Below are 18,037 nucleotides of genomic sequence, written 5' to 3' on the forward strand. Positions count from 1 at the left end.
GTCGTAGTTGCCCACGGTGGTGAAGAAGGAGACCACCAGGCGGCGGTTGCGGCGGACCTCGTTGGAGCCGGCCCACTCGTCCGTGTGCTTCCACAGGATCCCGGCGTCTTCCTCATGGATGCAGATGCCGTTTTCGATGGTGCGCGGGTTGCCGAAGTCGTCGGCCACCACCGGGGACATGTAGGTGATGTCGCCCAGGCAGTCGCAGCCGAGCTTGAGCGAGTTTGCGTCCCTGCCCACCAGGTATTCGCCGGAGTCGAAGTAGTTCTGCCAGCTCCGGTACGGGGACGGGTCGCCGTAGGGGACCACCATTTCGGAGATCGACGCGCGGTGGACCACCGGGCGGCGGCGGCCGTTGTGCGTGTGGTGGATCTGGTGGAGGACCAGACCCTCGCGGGCATCGAAGCCCACGCGCAGGTCCCAGCCGAGCCAGGACAGGTGGTTGCCGTCCAGGGCGAAGCTGGGGCCTTCCGGCTGGGTGATGTCGATCGGCTTCAGGTCCGTGCGCAGCTCGCCGCGGATCGCGGGGTCGGTGTAGTTGCCGTTGACCTCCGGGACCGGGACGGGGCCGTCGTCGATCAGGTGGTTCACGCGTCGGTTTTCCACGTCAACGAAGGCTACGAGGCCGTCGATCGGGTGCGCCCAGGCGTGGTCTCCGGGGTGGTCCTGGCGGAATCCCAGGCCCCGCAGGAGGCGCTTGCCCGTCTCGTTTTCGTACTCGAAGACGCCTGCGGACAGTGGCGCCACGCGGACCTGCTCCGGGGTGAGGCCGCGGGAGGCAAGTGCGGCCTTCCACTGCGGGTCCGCGGTCAGGATCTGTTCGATGATCTCGAATTCCTCCAGCAGGACGGGCAATTGGCCGTCGACGGCGGGATCGAGTTCGCGCTGCTCCAGGACGTCGCCGGTGGCCAGGGAGAGCCGCACATCCAAGGAGCGGGACAGTGCCGCATCCCAGAGCATGGCACGGATGGTGCGGCCGGTATCTGCGCCGTGCCGCTCGTGGCCCGGGTACAGGGCAGCCTTGGGCGGCTCAACCAAGCCGAGGTAGGCGAAGCGGGTGGTCTCGGCCACAAGCCCGGCGTCGGCCAGGATCCGGCGGGCTTCGTGGATTTCCTGGGCTGAGAGCTGTCCCAGCGGGTGCTGCGTCAGCGTGGCCAGGGGGGTCGTCTGAAGGGTCATGGCACTTCCTGAAGTCGAGTTTTGATGGTACAACTGTTCAACCAACACTTTGATGTTACCCAGCTCACAGGCCTGACGTAAAGTCCCGGATTCGGGTCCGCCAGGCAACCAGGAGGATCATGGACCTGCTCAAACGTCCGCGCTCTTCGCGCCTCCCGGCCGCTCTTCTCCCGGCCGGCCTCGTCACCTCCGCGGCGGCGGCCAGTGCCACTGCCCACGTGGTGGCGGCGGTTACCGGCCCGGGCGGAGCCATGGCCTGGTGGATGGCCGCAATGGGCGCTGCGTGCCTCGCCTGCGCGGCTCCCATGCTGGCCGGCCGCTGCGCCGGCCGGGCCGCCGGGCACCTGTTGGCGATGACTGCCGCCATGATCCTGATCCACCTGGTCCTGCTGACCACGCCTGTAGCCGGGGCCCATCACGCGGCCGGCGCAGCTGCAGGCGGCGCCAACCCCTTGCCGGCCCACAGTGCGGCCATGCTCGCCCTCATGGCGGTGGAACTGGTGTGCCTCATGGGCGCCTCCACGGCCCTCCGCCTGTCCCGGACTGCGCGGCCCGCGGCCGCCCGCACCGCCGTCGAACACTGACAACCCGTAAACCGAACCCCCATACCAGCCCCCTATGCACAGGAGCCACCATGAACACCATCCCCAGCACTACCCTTTTGACCGGCTGGCACGGCCGCGCCGACGCCCTGGCGATCGATGGCCGCGCGTTCATCGACGGACGCAGGAGCGCCGCCAAGGAGGGTGCCGTCCGGAGCGTCACCAGCCCCATTGATGGCCGCGTCCTGGCGGATCTGGCCGCGTGCGGTGCCGCCGACGTCGACCGGGCGGTGGCCGCCGCGCGCCGCGCCTTCCCCGCCTGGTCCCGCAGGGGCGCGGAGGGTCGCAAGAATCTGCTGCTCGCCTTGGCCGCGCTGTTAGAGCAGCACTCGGATGAACTGGCGCTGCTGGAGTCGATGGACAGCGGGAAGCCGATCCTGCAGACCACCACGGTGGATGTTCCGGGCGCCATCTCCACGCTGCGCTGGTATGCCGAGGCAGCAGACAAGCAAAGCGGCGAACTGCCCGCCGTGCCGCCCGGGGCGACGGCGCTGGTAACCCGCGAACCGCTGGGCGTGGTGGCGGCCATCGTGCCGTGGAACTTCCCCCTGGAAATCGCGGTCTGGAAGCTGGCCCCCGCGCTCGCGGCCGGGAACACGCTGGTGCTCAAGCCGGCCGAGCAGACCTCACTGAGCGTGCTGCGCTTGGCCGAACTGGCCGCCGAGGCAGGGCTGCCCGACGGCGTCCTCAACATCGTCACCGGAACCGGCCGGGACGTGGGGGCCGCCCTGGCCCACCACATGGACGTCGACGCCCTGGCCTTCACCGGGTCCACCGCCGTTTCCCGCACCCTGCTAGAGGCCTCCGGCCGCAGCAACCTCAAGCGGCTGAGCCTTGAAGCTGGCGGCAAGAGCTCCAACATCATCTTCGCGGACACCGCAGACCTCGCCACGGCGGCCGCCAAGGCCGCCTTCGGCGCCTTCTACAACCAGGGGCAAGTGTGCTCGGCGAACTCGCGCATCCTGGTCCAGCGCTCCGTCCACGACGAGTTTGCCTCCCTGCTCGCCGAGGCCGCGGCCGCCTATGCCCCGGCCGATCCGCTGGCCGGGCTGGAAGGAAACGGTGCGCTGATCAGCAGCGCCCACGCGGACGACGTCGAACGCTGGATCGTGCGCGGCCGCACCGAGGGAGAGGTGCTTTTCGGCGGCGTCCGGCGGGACATCTGCGGCTCCGACGCCTACCTGGAACCAACCCTGCTGGGCGGACTCCCGGCGGACCACGATGTACACCGCGAGGAGATCTTCGGGCCCGTGGCCGTGCTGCATCCCTTCGATGCCGAGGAAGAGGCGGTGGCCCTGGCCAATGACACGGACTACGGCCTGGCAGCATCGGTGTGGACCTCGGATCTGTCCCGGGCGCACCGCGTGGCCGGCGAACTGCTCGCAGGAACAGTGTCCGTGAACACCGTGGACGCGCTGGGCAACACCACTCCTTTCGGTGGTTTCAAGCAGTCCGGGTTCGGCAGGGACCTTTCCCTGCATGCCTTCGACAACTACACGGCCCCGAAGACCACGTGGATCCAGTTCGGCTAGCAAGTTACATCTATAGAACAGATGATCTACATCGCGATTCCATTGTTTACGTGATGCAACTCACAGGCCTACGCTGGTCGTGACAGCAGACCAAGCCCGGCGCGCAGGGGCTACGGGGGAAGCCCGCCGGAGGCCGCGCCGTCTACAGCCGGGACCACAACGGCGCCCTTCCAATCCTTCTTTAGCAGCAGCAAACTTTTAGCAGTAGCAAAGGACGAATCATGGCTCAGCCATCAGCTTCAACACGCCTTGCCCAAGAGCAAAGCAAGCATCTGCAGAAATCGCTCGGTCGCTTCGACATCCTCCTGCTGGTGGTCGCGGCCGTCATCTCGGTGGAGGTCCTGGGCCAAGTCTCCGGCTTCGGCGGGGAGACGTTCACCTGGACCCTCATCCTCGCCGTCACGTTCATGGTCCCGTACGGCTTGATCTTCGCGGAGACCGGCGGGGCGTTCACCGAAGAAGGCGGGGTGTACGTCTGGACCAAGATGGCCTTTGGCCGGGTGGTTGCCGCGATCACGTCCCTGTTTACCTGGGTCACGCAGCCCGTCTGGGTGGGCGGGGCAATGGCCTTCGTCGCCGTGGAGACGTGGTCCGAGTATGTCGGGCATGTCGAGGCAGGCAGCGTGGGCGACTATGTGTTCAAACTGGTCTTCATCTGGATCACCGTCACCTCGGCCATCGTCAGCCTGAAGCACGGCAAGTGGCTGCCCTCGCTCGGCGCCATCCTCAAGGTCGCATTCCTAACCTTCTTCATCATCGTCACCCTGGTCTACGGACTGCAGCACGGCTTCAACGGACTGGACCTCGGCTTCTTCTCGCCCACTTTGGCTGGCTTCCTGGGCGTCACCCCGCTGCTGCTCTTCTCGTTCCTCGGCTTCGAGTCCGGGAATAGCGCCGCCGGGGAGATGAAAAACCCGGCCAAGGACGTTCCCATCTCCGTCGCCCGTTCCTCCATGATCGCCGCGGCGAGCTACCTCCTGCCGATCCTGGCCATCCTGCTGGTGGTGCCGCTGGACCAGATCACCGGCATCGGCGGACTTTTCGGTGCAGTGGCCACCGTATACTCGGTGTTCGGCCCCGCAGCCGAGGCGATGCTGGCTGTTTCTGCGGTCGTCTTCTGCTTCGTGCTGGTCTCCCAGGGCGCGGCCTGGATGATCATCAGCGACCGCATGCAGGCCATGGCAGCTGCCGACGGCTCCTTCTTCGGCGGGTATTTCGGCCGGTTCCACCCCAAACTGGGAACCCCCATCCGCGTCAATACGCTCTCCGGCGTGGTTGCCACGGTGTTCATGCTCGCCGCCATGCAGCTGAGCGGTACAAGCAGCGCCCTGTTCGGCGTAGTGCTGGCCATCGCGATCTCTACGTTCCTGCTGAGCTACCTGTTCGCGATCCCAGCCGCAGTCAGGCTGCGGAGCAAGTACCCGCTCGTCGAGCGTCCGTTCAAGGTTCCCGTGTCCGACGCCGGTTTCCGCATCCTGGGTGCCATCTGCTTCGTCTGGATCCTGATCGGCTCCTGGGTGGCAATCTTCCCCGGCACCCTGGACATGCTCTTCGGCCTGGAATACGACTTCGAGGCGATCTGGGGCGTTCCTCAGTTCACCTTCGAGGCGTTCGCCCTCGGTACGCTCGGCTGCATCCTGGCCCTCGGGATCGTGGGCTACATCCGTGGCAACAAGGTCCGCGACGGCGTGGCGTCCACCGACGTTTCGCACGACGGCGGCTCGCACGACGGCGGCTCGCACGACGCCGGGGCGCTGCTGCCGCGTAGCTGACGCACCGCCGTCGAGCTCTGCAAAACACCGGCGCGAACGAACAGTTGAGGCCCCAAAATCCGCGGATAAGGGCCTCAACTGTTCGTTCGCGCAAGTGGTTCGCGCTATGGAGTTTTCCGTTGCTGGGCTGCCTCCCCGGCCATCGGGGTCACTTGTTGCGAAGAGTGCAGGCAGCCCAGCGGACGGGTCCTATGCGGCTACGAGTTCCTCATGGGTGGCCTCTTCACGGGCCTCCGTCAGGAACCGGGCGTAGGCCGGGATGGTCAGGAAGGTGGGGAAGTCCTCGGCCAGCGTGACCTCTTCGAAGATGCTCTTGGCATCGGCAAAGCGATCGCCGTCGAAGCGCTCCAGCCGGGCGAATTCCTCGTCCAGCATGTCCTCCACCCATTCGCGGGTGATGACATCGCCCTGCTCCGTGATGGCGTGGGAGTAGATCCACTGCCAGATCTGCGAGCGGGAGATCTCGGCCGTGGCCGCGTCCTCCATCAGGTTGTGGATGGCCACCGCACCGTTGCCGCGCAGCCACGACTCGATGTAGCGGATGCCCACCTCGATGTTGAGGCGGATGCCGGTCTCGGTGATGGTGCCCTCGGTGCTGGCGACATCGATCAGGGCACGGTCATCCGGCGTGACGTCCTCACGCGAGCGGTCCAGCTGGTTGGGACGCTCGCCCAGGACGCCGCTGAACACCTCGCGGCAGACCGGCACCAGGTCCGGGTGGGCCACCCAGGAACCGTCGAAGCCGTCGTTGGCCTCGCGGGTCTTGTCGGCGCGCACCTTCTCGAAGGAGGCCGTGTTGGCTGCCTCGTCCTTGCGGTTGGGGACAGCGGCAGCCATGCCGCCGATCGCCATGGCACCGCGGCGGTGGCAGGCCCGGACCAGCTGCTCCGTGTAGGCCCGCATGAACGGCTGGGTCATGGTGACCTGGCCGCGGTCCGGCAGGACGAAGCGGGGGCCGCGGGTACGGAAGTTCTTGATCAGCGAGAAGATGTAGTCCCAGCGGCCGGCGTTCAGCCCGGAAGCGTGGTCGCGCAGTTCGTACAGGATCTCTTCCATCTCGAAGGCGGCCGTAATGGTCTCGATCAGCACCGTGGCGCGGATGGTGCCCTGCGGGATGCCCAGCAGGTCCTGGGCCAGGATGAAGATGTCGTTCCAGAGGCGGGCCTCGAGGCGGTTTTCGATCTTCGGCAGGTAGAAGTACGGGCCCTTGCCCTGGGCCAGCAGGCGCTTGGCGTTGTGGAAGAAGTACAGTCCAAAGTCAACAATTCCGCCGGCAACGGGCTTGCCGTCGATCAGCATGTGCTTTTCCGGGAGGTGCCAGCCGCGGGGGCGGACCACGATGGTGGGCAGGTCCTCGGCGGCGCGGAGCTTGTATTCCTTGCCCTCGGGGGAGGTGAAATCGATGCGGCGCTCCAGGGCGTCCGTCAGGTTCAGCTGGCCCTGGATGACGTTGCGCCAAGTGGGGGTGGAGGAATCCTCCATGTCGGCCAGCCAGACCTTGGCGCCCGAGTTGAGCGCGTTGATGGTCATCTTGCGGTCAACGGGTCCGGTGATCTCCACGCGGCGGTCTTCCAGGCCCGGGGCCGGGGGAGCGACGCGCCAGTTGGGATCGTTGCGGATGCCTTCGGTTTCCGGCAGGAAGCGGGGGTCCTGGCCGGAGGCGATCTGGCCGCGGCGGCCGTGGCGGGCCTGCATCAGCTCCTGGCGGCGCTCGGCAGTTGCCTTGTGCAGCCGTGCGACGAACTCCAGGGCATCCGGGGTGAGAACCTCGTTCTGACGGTGGATGGGCTGTGCGGTCAACGTGATGCCGTTGATGGTGAAGTTGTCAGTGAAGCTGTTCATTTCAATCTCTCCTTAGCGGGTCCCAACTGGGTCGCAGTAGGTGTCGTTCTGAGCGTTCAAAACGACACCTACTGCTATCTAGTTGGGGAAGTTTTAGTGGAACTGGCCTTCTTCGGTGGATCCCACCAGGGCCAGGGTGGATGCGTTCGGGTTGAGCGCAGTTGCAATGTCGTCGAAGTAGCCGGTGCCGACTTCGCGCTGGTGCTTGGTTGCGGTGTAGCCGCGGGACTCGGAGGCGAATTCCTTCTCCTGCAGCTCGACGTAGGCGGTCATGCCTTCACGGGCGTAGCCGTGGGCCAGATCGAACATCGAGTAGTTCAGGGCGTGGAAGCCGGCCAGGGTGATGAACTGGAACGTGAAGCCCATGGCGCCGAGTTCACGCTGGAACTTGGCGATGGTGGCGTCGTCCAGGTGCTTGCGCCAGTTGAAGGACGGGGAGCAGTTGTAGGAGAGCATCTGGTCCGGGAACTCGGACTTGACGGCCTCGGCGAACTTGCGGGCCAGCTCAAGGTCCGGGGTGCCCGTTTCCATCCAGATGAGGTCGGAGTATGGGGCGTAGGCCTTGGCGCGGGCGATGCAGGGTTCGATGCCGTTGCGGACCTTGTAGAAGCCCTCCGCCGTGCGCTCGCCGGTGACGAATTCCTGGTCGCGGGGATCGACGTCGGAGGTGATCAGCGTGGCTGCCTCGGCGTCGGTGCGGGCGATGACCACCGTGGGGGTGCCGGCGACGTCGGCGGCCAGGCGGGCGGCGTTCAGGGTCCGGACGTGCTGCTGGGTGGGGATGAGGACCTTGCCGCCGAGGTGGCCGCACTTCTTCTCCGAAGCGAGCTGGTCTTCCCAGTGCACGCCTGCCGCGCCGGCCTGGATCATGGACTTCATGAGCTCGTAGGCGTTCAGCGGGCCACCGAAACCGGCCTCGGCGTCGGCGACGATCGGGACCAGCCAGTCCTCAACGGACTTGACGCCCTCGGAGTATTCGATCTGGTCTGCACGGAGCAGGGCGTTGTTGATGCGGCGGACCACCGTGGGGACGGAGTTGGCCGGGTACAGGGACTGGTCCGGGTAGGTGTGGCCGGAGTTGTTGGCGTCCGCGGCAACCTGCCAGCCGGAGAGGTAGATGGCGCGGAGGCCGGCCTTGACCTGCTGGACTGCCTGGTTGCCGGTGAGGGCGCCCAGGGCGTTGGTGTACTTGCCGGTGCTGTGCTCTTCCGTGAGCTGCTTCCACAGCTTCTCCGAGCCGCGGCGGGCCAGGGTGTGCTCTTCGGAGACACGGCCGCGGAGCTTGACGACGTCGGCGGCCGAGTAGTCGCGGGTGACGCCTTCCCAACGCGGGTTGGCAGCCCATTCGAGCTCCAGGGCTGCGGCCTGCTGCTGTGCGGTCTGCTCTGGTTCAAATGCTGCAGTCATTTTTCTGTCTCCTTTGACGCTGATTTGTTGCTCCGAGGCCGGCCGTCGCTGCGTCGTTGCAGTTCCGGCCGGCGGTACGGAGCTGGTGTTTCTTTCCGTGGTTATTACTTTTCAGCAGTTTCAAGAGGGTTTCTAGAGGAAAACTATGGAAAGAAATGCACTTCTTCGCGTATTCTCAAGAAATGTCGCCTGCAAGCTGGAATCGCGAAGTCGCACCGCCGTCGTCGTCCGCCGCCGCCCCTGAACTGGACGTCATCAGCCTGGGCCGCCGCGTGCGGCATCTGCGCAAGCAGGCCGGGCTCACGCTCGATGACCTGGGCACCGCCGTCGGGACGGCACCGAGCCAGCTGAGCCTGATCGAAAACGGCAAGCGGGAGCCCAAGCTGTCCCTGCTGCAGGGGTTGGCCGCCGCCCTGAACGTGAGCATCGACCAACTGCTCGGCGCCGAGCCGCCCAACCGCCGCGCGGCCCTGGAAATCGAGCTGGAACGCTACCAGCGAGGACCCCTGTACGAGTCCCTCAACCTGCCGAAAATCCGCATCAGCTCGCGGCTTCCGCTCGATGTGCTGGAGGCCCAGGTGGGGCTGCTGCACGAGCTCGAACGCAAGCTCAACGAGCAGGTGGCGACGCCGGAAGAAGCCCGCCGTGCGAACGGTGAACTGCGCGCCATGATGCGCGAGCGCGGCAACTACTTCCCGGAGTACGAGGCCGAGGCCCAGAAGGTGCTGGCGCTGGTGGGTTACACGGCCGGGCCGCTGAGCCAGCACGTGATTGCGGACATCGCCGAGAAGCTCGGATTCACCCTCCACCATGTGGGCGATTTGCCGCATTCCACCCGTTCGGTGACCGATTTGAAGAACCGCAGAATTTACCTGACGCAGAGCCCACGGCAGGACCACGACCCCCGTTCCGTGCTACTGCAGGCACTGGGGCACTACGTCCTGGGACATGAAACTCCGCGCAACTACGCCGACTTCCTCGGCCAGCGGGTGGCCACCAACTACTTCGCGGCCGCCCTCCTGCTGCCCGAACAGGCCACCGTCGACTTCCTGCAGAAGGCCAAGGCCGCCAAGGAAATCGCCGTGGAGGACATCCGGGACGCCTTTGCCGTCTCCTACGAAACCGCAGCGCACCGCTTCACCAACCTGGCCACGACGCATCTGGGCATCACCACCCACTTCCAGAAGACCCACAAGAGCGGCATCATCTATAAGGCCTACGAGAACGACGGCGTGACGTTCCCCATGGACCACACCGGCGCCATCGAGGGCCAGCCGTCGTGCAAGGCCTGGACCTCGCGAGCAGTGTTCGATGTGCCGGACAAGTTCAGCGCCTACAGCCAGTACACGGACACCCCGTCCGGCACGTACTGGTGCACGGCCCGGACGGAGCGCTCGGCGAGCGGCGAGTTCTCGCTGTCGATCGGGGTGCCGTACCAGCACGTGAAGTGGTTCCGCGGCCGGGAAACCACGGCGCGGGAAACGTCCACCTGCCCGGACCCGAACTGCTGCAAGCGGCCCCCGGCGGCACTGGCTTCCGAGTGGGCCGGAAACGCGTGGCCGGCGGCGCGGGCCAACACGCACCTGCTGGCCGCGATGCCCCCGGGCGCCTTCCCCGGCGTGGACGAAACCGAGGTCTACTCGTTCCTGGCGGCGCACTCTGGGAACTGAGCCGGCGCCCGCGCCCGCATTGGCGCCGAAAAGGATGGATGCCCGGATCAACCATTCGATTGATGTAACCCGTCCGGCCTCTCCATACGGTCGAAGTGACAGTTCTACCGAGAGGAAGCCCATGCCTACGCAGGCTCAAGCGCCCGCACAGCCCCAAGCACCAGCGCCCGCCACTTCGTCGGGAACGTCGCCGGGACCCAGGAAGCCCCGCTCGGGGCCTCCCACCTGGCTCCGGGTGCTCATCCCGGTGCTGCTGATCCTGGTCTGGGTGGCTGCGTTCGGAGCCGGCGGCAAGTCTTTCGGCGAAGTCAACAAGGTTGCCGTCAATGATCAGGCCGAGCACCTGCCGGCCAGCGCCGACGCCACGTCCGTGCTGCACCTGCAACGCGGCTTCCGTGACGGCAACATTGTCCCGGCAACGCTCGTGTTCAGCCGCGAAGGCGCGGCGGGTGCCGCTGCGGATGCCGCTCCCCTCACCGAGGCGGACAGGATCGCCCTTGAATCCCGGCTGGAAACCATCCAGGGACTGCACGGCGTAGTGCCGGACTCCGTGTCCCCGCTGGTGCTGTCCGAGGACGGCAAGGCAGCCTCTGCGTTCGTGCCCTTGGACAAATCGGTCAAGATTTCGGAGACCGTCAAGAATATCCGTGCCGAACTCAAGGACAGCGGGACGGACGGCATCAGCGCGTACGTCACGGGACCCGCGGGCCTGTCCGCGGACATCTCCGGTGCGTTCAGGGGGCTGGACGGCCTGCTGCTGATCGTGGCGCTCGCCGTCGTACTGGTCATCTTGGTGATCGTGTACCGCTCGCCGCTGCTGCCACTGATTGTCCTCGGCACATCGGTCATAGCGCTCACCGCTGCGATCTCCACGGTGGTGGCGCTGGCTAAAGTGGACATTCTCCTGCTCAGCGGCCAGACCCAGGGCATTCTGATGATCCTGGTGATCGGTGCGGCTACGGACTACTCGCTGCTTTACGTTTCCCGGTACCGCGAGGAGCTTCGTCTCGGCGAGAGCAAATGGGACGCCACCGTCGCGGCCCTGCGCGGCTCGTTCGAGCCCATTGCGGCCTCTGCGGGCACCGTTGTGGCCGGCCTGCTCTGCCTCCTGTTGAGCGACCTGAACTCCAACAAGGCGCTTGGCCCCGTGGCGGCGATCGGCATTGTGTTCGCTTTCCTGGCCTCCCTGACGCTGCTGCCTGCCCTCATGCTGTGGGCCGGCCGCGTGGCGTACTGGCCGGTACGCCCGAAGTTTGATTCCGAGCGCGTTCCCGGCGCCGACGGCTCCCTCCGTGCAGAGGCCGGACCCACAGCCGGACCCGCCGCCGAACCCGCCAAGGGCGTCTGGCCCAAGGTCGCCGGCCTGGTTTCCCGGAAGCCCCGCGTGGTGTGGGTGGTCTCCCTGGCGGTGCTGCTCGCGGCCGGTGCCGGGATGCTCCAGCTGAAGGCCGACGGCGTGCCCACGAGTGACTTTGTGATCGGCCACTCGGATGCACGCGACGGCCAGACGGTGCTGGGCCGGCACTTCCCCGCCGGCTCCGGTGCGCCGGCGGTGGTGATCGCACCGGAAGGCAAGATGACCGACGTCGTGCGTGAACTGACGGGGAACGACGGCGTGGAGAGCGTCACGGTCATGGCCAAGAGCGCGCCTGGCGGTACAGCCCCCGTCACCGCTGACGGCATCATGGCCGGCCGTCCGGGTACCACGGCTCCTGTGGCCGCCGTGGTGGACGGCAAGGTGATGCTGCAGGCGACGCTGAAGGATGCTCCCGAATCCCCTGAGGCGGAGGCGACGGTCAAGGAGCTGCGGGGTAACTTCGCGGACAAGGGCTGGGGCTCGGACGTGCTGATCGGCGGCACCACGGCGGTGGCGATCGATACCAACGAGACCACCATCCACGACCGCAACCTGATCATTCCCGTGGTGCTGGTGGTCATCCTGCTGATCCTGATGCTCCTGCTGCGCTCGGTGCTGGCTCCGGTGCTGCTGGTGGGCACGGTGGTGGTGTCCTTCTTCGCTGCCCTGGGCGTCTCGGCGCTGGTGTTCAACAAGGTCTTCAACTTCCCCGGCGCGGATGCATCGGTGCCGCTGTTCGGGTTTGTGTTCCTCGTGGCGCTGGGCATCGACTACAACATCTTCCTGATGACGCGGGTCCGCGAGGAATCGCTGAAGCTGGGCACGCGGCCTGGAATTCTGCGGGGCCTGACGGCCACGGGAGGCGTGATCACCTCTGCCGGAATTGTGCTGGCGGCGACGTTTGCGGCCCTGGGCGTGCTGCCGGTGCTGTTCCTGGCGCAGATCTCGTTCATCGTGGCCTTCGGTGTGCTGCTGGATACGTTCCTGGTCCGCACGCTGCTGGTCCCGGCACTCTGCTATGACCTCGGCCCGAGGATCTGGTGGCCGGGAAACCTGAAGCGGAACCAAATCGACAGCAAACTGTGACCGCTCCGCCATCGTGCCCACGCAGCCAGGCTGGTTGACTGAAGGGAGGCGGGGTCCCGCCGACGTTCTGAGGGGGCAGCTGTGGGAATGATGCGCGTGGCCGGATTTGTGGCGGCGGTCTCTCTGGTGGGGCTGACGGCGTGTTCGCCGTCAGCCCCTGGGCCTTCAAGGGCCCCCGGGCTTTTAACGGCCGACGGCGTCGAGCGGGTTTCCGTGGACCGCGCGGCTTACCCGGCAGAACTGTCCGGGTTCCGGACTTCCGCGTGGAAGCTGGGCGAGGCGCTGCTGGCAGACGGGGGCGAAGGCGGTAGCGGAAACGTGATCTCCTCGCCGGGCAGCCTGCTGATCGCCCTGGCCATGCTCCGCGCCGGGGCATCAGGGGAAACCGCCGCCGAGATGGACTCCGTGCTGGGGTTCCCTGCCGAAGGGCGGGACGAGGCCATGAACGCGCTGCTCGCGTCGCTCGCGAAGTTCGACGGCGACCCCGGTTCCGTGGACGAGGACAACCCGCCGCGGAAGCCGGTGATGCATGCCGCCAACGGCCTGTTTGTGGACAAAAACGAGCCCACCGGCGCCGACTATCTGGCCACGCTCGCCAGGCACTACGGCACCGGCGTGTACCCCGTTGACTTCCGGGACGAGGCCGTGACCAAGCCTGCCATCGACGCCTGGGTGGACAAGAACACGGGCGGGCGGATCAAGAAGGCGCCAGCCAAATACGATCCGGACAACACGTTCAGCCTGCTCAACGCGCTGTACTTCGCGGCCGCGTGGCAGGTACCCTTTGACCCGCAGGTCACCGTGGACCTGCCGTTCACCAAGGCAGACGGCGGGGAAATCAGCGTGCCCACCATGCTGGGCGAGCAACAGATGGCCTATGCGGAGGGCACGGGCTGGCGTGGCGTTGACCTGCCGTACGCCGAAGGTTTCGTGATGCGGCTGGTGCTGCCCGACGCCGGTGCTGACGCGCCGGATGCGGCGAAACTGGCGGAGATCGCCGTCGCACTCGAGTCCGCCGCACCGGAGATGGTGCAGATCCAGTTGCCCAAGTGGGACCACAAGAGCAGCTTCGAGCTGCGCAAGGTCCTTGGAACGCTGGGGCTGAAAACCACCCTGAACACAACGCGTGACTTCAACGCGATCCGGCGGGGGCTGACCATCACCCAGGCCGCGCAGGCAGCCAACATCACCGTCGCGGAAAAGGGCACGGTCGCCGCGGCGGTGACGCAGATCAACGCCAGGGACGTCAGCGCACCGCCCCTGCCGGAGCGGATCATCATCTTCGACAGGCCGTTCCATTACCAGATCGTGCATCTCGAGACGGGGCTGCCGCTGTTCATGGGGAAGGTCGCGGATCCGCGGTAACGTTGAAACGGTGCCTCGCGCCTAGTGAGGCAGCGCTGGACGCGCGTTCAGGTGAGGTGACGGATGCGCGGCCTTGGCCCATCTCATGGCGCTCTCGCGGCGGGGCTCGGCGGGGTCGATAAGTTCGACCCTGTCAGCCAGCTTGCCCGGGTCGATCAAGTGTGATTCGACCAGTGCGAGAACGAAGGCGTGGTCCTTCGGGCGTCCGGCGATGAGTTTGGCTGCACATAGGTCATACGGATCCAGGCAAAGGCCGGTACTGTTCCGGGTGTTCTCGTTCCGGACGCTCACCAGCCGGTACTCCCAGTCGCGGGGGAGAACCGCGGTTTCCCTGCTGGCGCCCTGGACATAAATTCCGTACTCGGTGTGGAATGGTGACCATTCGCCAAGTGCTGCATCAAGGCTGTCTGTTTGGGTGCCCGAGGCATCGTCGGCCATGGGGGCGATGTTGACTCCGTCTGACATTGTTGCGGCCCCGGGCAGCTGGTCTTCAGTGAACGATCCAAGAATTGACTGGCTGCCGAAGACGATAACCCGGTCTTCACGGGTAATTTCTGTAGCCGCACGAATCGCGTGCTCAAGTTCTTCACGGCGCATTTGTGGCCGCCTTCCTTATCGCAATGATCCGTTCCTGGTCGGTCAGGGCGCCCGCAAAGGGGCTCATCTGCCTCATCTCCGCGGCAAAGGGGTTGTCTGCAAGCATGGCCGCCTCGATCTGCCCCACGGGTAATCCAAGCAGGGCCTCCCAGCTGTCGATCCATTCCACGGCGATGGGGTTTCGTGGCCTTTGGCGCATTCTGGCAATGCCGGCGCGAGCAATTTGACGGACCGAAACCCCGTCGTCACGGAGCTTGAGTCCAAGCTGCACGTGGAGCTCGAAGGGGATCCGATCTTCTCGCCGGGGCATGTGCGGCCGGCGGGCACGGGCTGCTTTGATGGCCGCATGGATGACCGCCGGGCTGCAGTCCAGCCGGCTCGCGATGTCCCGGATGGACAGGCCGACGGCGTGGAGGGACAGGATCGCTTCCTGCCGGCAGTGCGCGGCCGTCAGCTGCTTCTGGCGCAGATTTTCGCTGGCCTCAGCGAGGTCCCGGGCCTGCCCGAGCAGACGCTCGACGTCGACACCCATCATGCCTGCATGGTACTCCCGTGCAGATGCGGGAAACAGGGCTACTGGATCGCTGACCTGATCAGTGAGCTGCCAGGTCCGGGGGCTCGTCCGGGCTCTCGCCCTTGGCGTGCGGCGTCAGCCTGCCCAGCAGGACGACGGCGGCTTCCATCACTTCGGTGGCCTGCCGTTTGTTGGTGCTCACGGCGACCTCGTGGCCTGCCACTGTGATGATGTCGGTGACCACGGCGACCGTGAGCCTGCCGAGGGTGTCGCCGCTGGCGCCCAGCAGGACGCTGTTCTGCCGGACCCACTCCCGCCCGCGCTCGCGCCGCACCACCTCGAAGCCCGGGGGTGTGTCGCCCTCGATGAACACGCGTTCCAGTTTCCGGTGCTTCCACGTGTAGTCGAAATAGCTTTGGCTGCCGATGTTGAACAGCGCCAAGGGGTCGTGCTCGCCGGACTTCCGGGCCGTGGCGACGGCCGCGGCCACCACGCGCTCGTGCTCGTTCTGGTAGTCATCCCAGAGGGCAAGGAACAGCTCGGTCTTGCCGCCGAAGTGGTGGTAGAGGCTGCCCACGCTGGATCCCGCGCGGGCAACGACGTCGGCGATGCTGGCGTCGGTGAAGCCGCGTTCGCAAAACACGGCCGTGGCCGCGTCCAGGAGGTTCCGCCGGGTCTCCGCCGTCCGGTTCCAGTGCCAGGAGCTTTCGCTCTTGGCGGCGTCGCCCGTCTTGCGGACCATGGACGGCTCCTTTCATCCTGACGAGCTTGGCGGCAGCAGCACGGCTGTGATCGGCGTGCGTTCTTAGAATCGTACATTTCCAAGTGCCGAATTCAAGGTCCATGTTCCCTTGACAGCCTTGGCAGCACAGGAAATAATCCTAGAAATCGGTTCTAGAAAATGTTCGCGGTTCCGGGCTGCTTGCGCTCACCTGCAGGGCCCCAATGCTGCGATTTTTGACGCAACGGCCGCCGGAATCGCGGGGAGCGTTTTCACGATGGTGCCGTACCTGATTGAATCGCTAGGAGAGCGCGCTGATTGACCGCACGCCGAACAAGCCAGAGAGGAACGCGGCCTGATGTCCGTTTCAAGCAAGACTTCCGGGATCACGTCGAGCAAGTGGTTCAAGCCCGTTGCCATCGCGGTCGCGGCACTCGTGGCAATGCTGCTGGTGGTGCTCCTGGCCAAGTGGCTGCGGTCCATGACCGGGGTGCAGGACTTCATCACCGCCTACCCCGGCCACTCCGAGCTGCCCGCCGGAACGCCCACTGGCCTGCCCGCGTGGCTGGGCTGGCAGCACTTCCTCAACATGTTCTTCCTGGTGCTGATCATCCGCACGGGCTGGCAGGTGCGGACCACCACCCGTTCCGCCGGGAGCTGGACCCGGAACAACAAGGGCTTCATCAAGACCAAGAACCCGCCCACCAAGATCAGCCTGGAGCTGTGGTTTCACCTCACGCTTGACGCGCTGTGGGTCCTGAACGGGATCGTCTTCATCATCCTGCTGTTCGCGACCGGCCAATGGCTGCGGATCGTGCCCACCAGCTGGGACGTCTTCCCCAACGCGCTGTCCGCCGCACTCCAGTACGCCTCCCTCAACTGGCCCACCGAGAACGGCTGGATCAACTACAACAGCCTGCAGCTGCTGACGTACTTCGCCGTGGTGTTCATCGCCGCCCCGCTGTCACTGCTCACAGGCCTGCGCACGTCCCCGGCCTGGCCCAAGAAGGCACCCACGCTGAACAAGTTCTTCCCGATGGAGCTGGCCCGCAAGATCCACTACCCCGTGATGATCTTCTTCGTGCTGTTCATCATCGTCCACGTGACGCTGGTCCTGACCACCGGGGCCCTGCGCAACCTTAACCACATGTTTGCCGCGAACGACGGCGACAGCTGGCTCGGCTTCGGCTTCTTCGCCGCCGCGATCCTGGTGATCGTCGCGGCCTGGTTCCTGGCCCGCCCGCTGTTCCTGCGCCCCATCGCGTCCCTCATGGGCAAGGTGTCGCGGTAGCCAAATCACGCAAGGAAAGCCGCCCCGGATGGTTCCGGAGCGGCTTTCCTTGCGTCAAGACCTAGCGCGCGCCGCCCTGCCAGAGGGCATCGAATGGAGCGCCCGAGGCCACGCGGTTCTTGATGCCCGTGGTGACAAAGGCCTTCGCGGACCGGGCGGCTTCCAGCGGCGTGGCACCCTTGGCGAGCTCGGCCGTCACGGCAGCGGCCAGCGAGCAGCCCGCACCGGACACCGCCACCTCGCCCACTTTCGGTGCGCGCAGGACTTCGAGGGTCTCGCCGTCGTAATAGACGTCGACGGCGTCCGGGCCTGCCAGCCGCACCCCGCCTTTGGCGAGGACGGCGGCGCCGCTGATCTCGTGGATGCGGATGGCCGCGGCCTTCAGGCTTTCCTCGTCCGTGATCTCGAGGCCCGAGAGCGACTCCGCCTCGAAGTGGTTCGGCGTGACGAAGGTGGCCAGCGGCAAGATCTGGGCCTTCAGGGCCTGGTCGGTGTCCAGGGCGTGTCCCGGCTCCTGACCCTTGCAGATCAGTACGGGATCCAGCACCACGTTCGCAAACGAGCCGCCGGCCAGCGCCTTCTCTACGGTGCTGATGGTTGCAGGGCTGCCCAGCATGCCGATCTTCACGGTGTCCAGCACGGACGGTGCGCCGGAAGCGGCACCGTAGGCCGCCGTCGTCGCCTCCAACTGGTCCGCGATGACCTGCTGGTCCACCGGCACAAAACGGTGGTTCCAGCTGTCCTTGGGATCGAAGGACACGATGCAGGTCAGGTTCGCGATGCCGAAGACACCGAGTTCCTGGAAGGTCTTGAGGTCGGCCTGGGCGCCGGCACCGCCGGTCGCTTCGGAGCCGGCGATGGTCAGGGCAATGGCAGGAGCAACGGCTGAAGTCATGGCTTCCATCTTGCCACTTGCCTCAGCCGTGCCCCGTTTTCTCAGCCGTGCCCTGTTTCTTAGCCGTGCAAAGCCCGGTACGCAGCTGCGGCGGCGGGGTGCACGGGCCGTCCGCCGTCGTCGTCCCCCAGACGCTCTCTCACTTTTGGGGCGTTTTGGCAAAACGCTCGAAAGTTGTCAAGCTGTGTGGAGTCACTGGGCTAGTTT

At 66.1% G+C, this 18,037-nt stretch carries 14 protein-coding genes; 7 read left to right on the plus strand and 7 right to left on the minus strand.

Annotated features, from left to right (window positions below; translation table 11 throughout):
• On the minus strand, positions 1 to 1,179 hold a 1,179-nt coding region (locus J1902_RS14895; protein WP_443623206.1), incomplete at its 3' end, for a copper amine oxidase.
• A gap of 119 nt (positions 1,180 to 1,298) precedes the next feature.
• Between J1902_RS14895 and J1902_RS14900 the strand changes: the two genes are divergently transcribed.
• The 3 genes from J1902_RS14900 to J1902_RS14910 all read left to right on the plus strand — a co-directional run bounded on the left by J1902_RS14900 (position 1,299) and on the right by J1902_RS14910 (position 5,085).
• On the plus strand, positions 1,299 to 1,763 hold the full coding sequence (locus J1902_RS14900) for a hypothetical protein (RefSeq protein WP_207617096.1): 465 nt from the start codon (positions 1,299 to 1,301) through the stop codon (positions 1,761 to 1,763).
• 50 nt (positions 1,764 to 1,813) lie between these two features.
• On the plus strand, positions 1,814 to 3,313 hold the full coding sequence (locus J1902_RS14905; protein ID WP_207617097.1) for an aldehyde dehydrogenase family protein: 1,500 nt from the start codon (positions 1,814 to 1,816) through the stop codon (positions 3,311 to 3,313).
• A 221-nt stretch (positions 3,314 to 3,534) separates the two neighbouring features.
• On the plus strand, positions 3,535 to 5,085 hold the full coding sequence (locus tag J1902_RS14910; RefSeq protein ID WP_207617098.1) for an APC family permease: 1,551 nt from the start codon (positions 3,535 to 3,537) through the stop codon (positions 5,083 to 5,085).
• 189 nt (positions 5,086 to 5,274) lie between these two features.
• Here J1902_RS14910 and aceB read toward each other — a convergent pair whose 3' ends face one another.
• Together aceB and aceA are read right to left on the minus strand one after the other, a co-directional pair.
• Positions 5,275 to 6,927, minus strand: a complete 1,653-nt coding sequence (aceB, locus tag J1902_RS14915; protein WP_207617099.1) for a malate synthase A — start codon at positions 6,925 to 6,927, stop codon at positions 5,275 to 5,277.
• A 93-nt stretch (positions 6,928 to 7,020) separates the two neighbouring features.
• A complete protein-coding gene (aceA, locus tag J1902_RS14920; protein ID WP_207617100.1) occupies positions 7,021 to 8,334 on the minus strand; it encodes an isocitrate lyase in 1,314 nt (437 codons plus the stop codon).
• Between the two features lie 155 nt (positions 8,335 to 8,489).
• Between aceA and J1902_RS14925 the strand changes: the two genes are divergently transcribed.
• From J1902_RS14925 to J1902_RS14935, 3 genes are all read left to right on the plus strand, one after another.
• Positions 8,490 to 10,004 (plus strand): XRE family transcriptional regulator, encoded by a 1,515-nt coding sequence (locus J1902_RS14925; protein ID WP_207617101.1) that lies wholly within the window; start codon positions 8,490 to 8,492, stop codon positions 10,002 to 10,004.
• Positions 10,005 to 10,125: 121 nt separating this feature from the next.
• A complete protein-coding gene (locus tag J1902_RS14930) occupies positions 10,126 to 12,447 on the plus strand; it encodes an MMPL family transporter (protein ID WP_207617102.1) in 2,322 nt (773 codons plus the stop codon).
• Between the two features lie 87 nt (positions 12,448 to 12,534).
• Positions 12,535 to 13,812: a serpin family protein gene (locus tag J1902_RS14935; RefSeq protein ID WP_372434557.1), complete on the plus strand. Its 1,278-nt coding sequence runs from the start codon at positions 12,535 to 12,537 to the stop codon at positions 13,810 to 13,812.
• Between the two features lie 21 nt (positions 13,813 to 13,833).
• Here J1902_RS14935 and J1902_RS14940 read toward each other — a convergent pair whose 3' ends face one another.
• From J1902_RS14940 to J1902_RS14950, 3 genes are read right to left on the minus strand one after another with little or no spacing between them, the layout of a single operon-like run.
• Positions 13,834 to 14,409: a DUF6036 family nucleotidyltransferase gene (locus J1902_RS14940; protein WP_207617103.1), complete on the minus strand. Its 576-nt coding sequence runs from the start codon at positions 14,407 to 14,409 to the stop codon at positions 13,834 to 13,836.
• Positions 14,399 to 14,944, minus strand: coding sequence for a helix-turn-helix domain-containing protein (locus J1902_RS14945; protein ID WP_207617104.1), 546 nt, complete (start codon positions 14,942 to 14,944; stop codon positions 14,399 to 14,401). The genes J1902_RS14940 and J1902_RS14945 overlap by 11 nt, the downstream gene beginning before the upstream one ends.
• Positions 14,945 to 15,002: 58 nt before the next feature.
• On the minus strand, positions 15,003 to 15,665 hold the full coding sequence (locus tag J1902_RS14950; protein ID WP_207617105.1) for a TetR/AcrR family transcriptional regulator: 663 nt from the start codon (positions 15,663 to 15,665) through the stop codon (positions 15,003 to 15,005).
• Positions 15,666 to 16,002: 337 nt separating this feature from the next.
• Here J1902_RS14950 and J1902_RS14955 point away from each other — a divergent pair, with 337 nt between their 5' ends.
• Positions 16,003 to 16,935 (plus strand): cytochrome b/b6 domain-containing protein, encoded by a 933-nt coding sequence (locus J1902_RS14955; RefSeq protein ID WP_207617106.1) that lies wholly within the window; start codon positions 16,003 to 16,005, stop codon positions 16,933 to 16,935.
• Positions 16,936 to 16,996: 61 nt separating this feature from the next.
• Here J1902_RS14955 and J1902_RS14960 read toward each other — a convergent pair whose 3' ends face one another.
• Positions 16,997 to 17,830, minus strand: coding sequence for a hydroxymethylpyrimidine/phosphomethylpyrimidine kinase (locus J1902_RS14960; protein ID WP_372434556.1), 834 nt, complete (start codon positions 17,828 to 17,830; stop codon positions 16,997 to 16,999).
• Between the last annotated feature and the right edge of the window lie 207 nt (positions 17,831 to 18,037).

The organism is Arthrobacter cavernae (assembly GCF_017368795.1).
Taxonomy (GTDB): Bacteria; Actinomycetota; Actinomycetes; order Actinomycetales; family Micrococcaceae; genus Arthrobacter; species Arthrobacter cavernae.

Bases quoted from the DNA above. Each gene is read 5' to 3' on its own strand.
- J1902_RS14900 (WP_207617096.1), top strand. From the start codon at position 1,299: ATGGACCTGCTCAAACGTCCGCGCTCTTCGCGCCTCCCGGCCGCTCTT.
- J1902_RS14905 (WP_207617097.1), top strand. From the start codon at position 1,814: ATGAACACCATCCCCAGCACTACCCTTTTGACCGGCTGGCACGGCCGC.
- J1902_RS14910 (WP_207617098.1), top strand. From the start codon at position 3,535: ATGGCTCAGCCATCAGCTTCAACACGCCTTGCCCAAGAGCAAAGCAAG.
- aceB (WP_207617099.1), bottom strand. From the start codon at position 6,927: ATGAACAGCTTCACTGACAACTTCACCATCAACGGCATCACGTTGACC.
- aceA (WP_207617100.1), bottom strand. From the start codon at position 8,334: ATGACTGCAGCATTTGAACCAGAGCAGACCGCACAGCAGCAGGCCGCA.
- J1902_RS14925 (WP_207617101.1), top strand. From the start codon at position 8,490: ATGCACTTCTTCGCGTATTCTCAAGAAATGTCGCCTGCAAGCTGGAAT.
- J1902_RS14930 (WP_207617102.1), top strand. From the start codon at position 10,126: ATGCCTACGCAGGCTCAAGCGCCCGCACAGCCCCAAGCACCAGCGCCC.
- J1902_RS14935 (WP_372434557.1), top strand. From the start codon at position 12,535: ATGATGCGCGTGGCCGGATTTGTGGCGGCGGTCTCTCTGGTGGGGCTG.
- J1902_RS14940 (WP_207617103.1), bottom strand. From the start codon at position 14,409: ATGCGCCGTGAAGAACTTGAGCACGCGATTCGTGCGGCTACAGAAATT.
- J1902_RS14945 (WP_207617104.1), bottom strand. From the start codon at position 14,944: ATGATGGGTGTCGACGTCGAGCGTCTGCTCGGGCAGGCCCGGGACCTC.
- J1902_RS14950 (WP_207617105.1), bottom strand. From the start codon at position 15,665: ATGGTCCGCAAGACGGGCGACGCCGCCAAGAGCGAAAGCTCCTGGCAC.
- J1902_RS14955 (WP_207617106.1), top strand. From the start codon at position 16,003: ATGTCCGTTTCAAGCAAGACTTCCGGGATCACGTCGAGCAAGTGGTTC.
- J1902_RS14960 (WP_372434556.1), bottom strand. From the start codon at position 17,830: ATGACTTCAGCCGTTGCTCCTGCCATTGCCCTGACCATCGCCGGCTCC.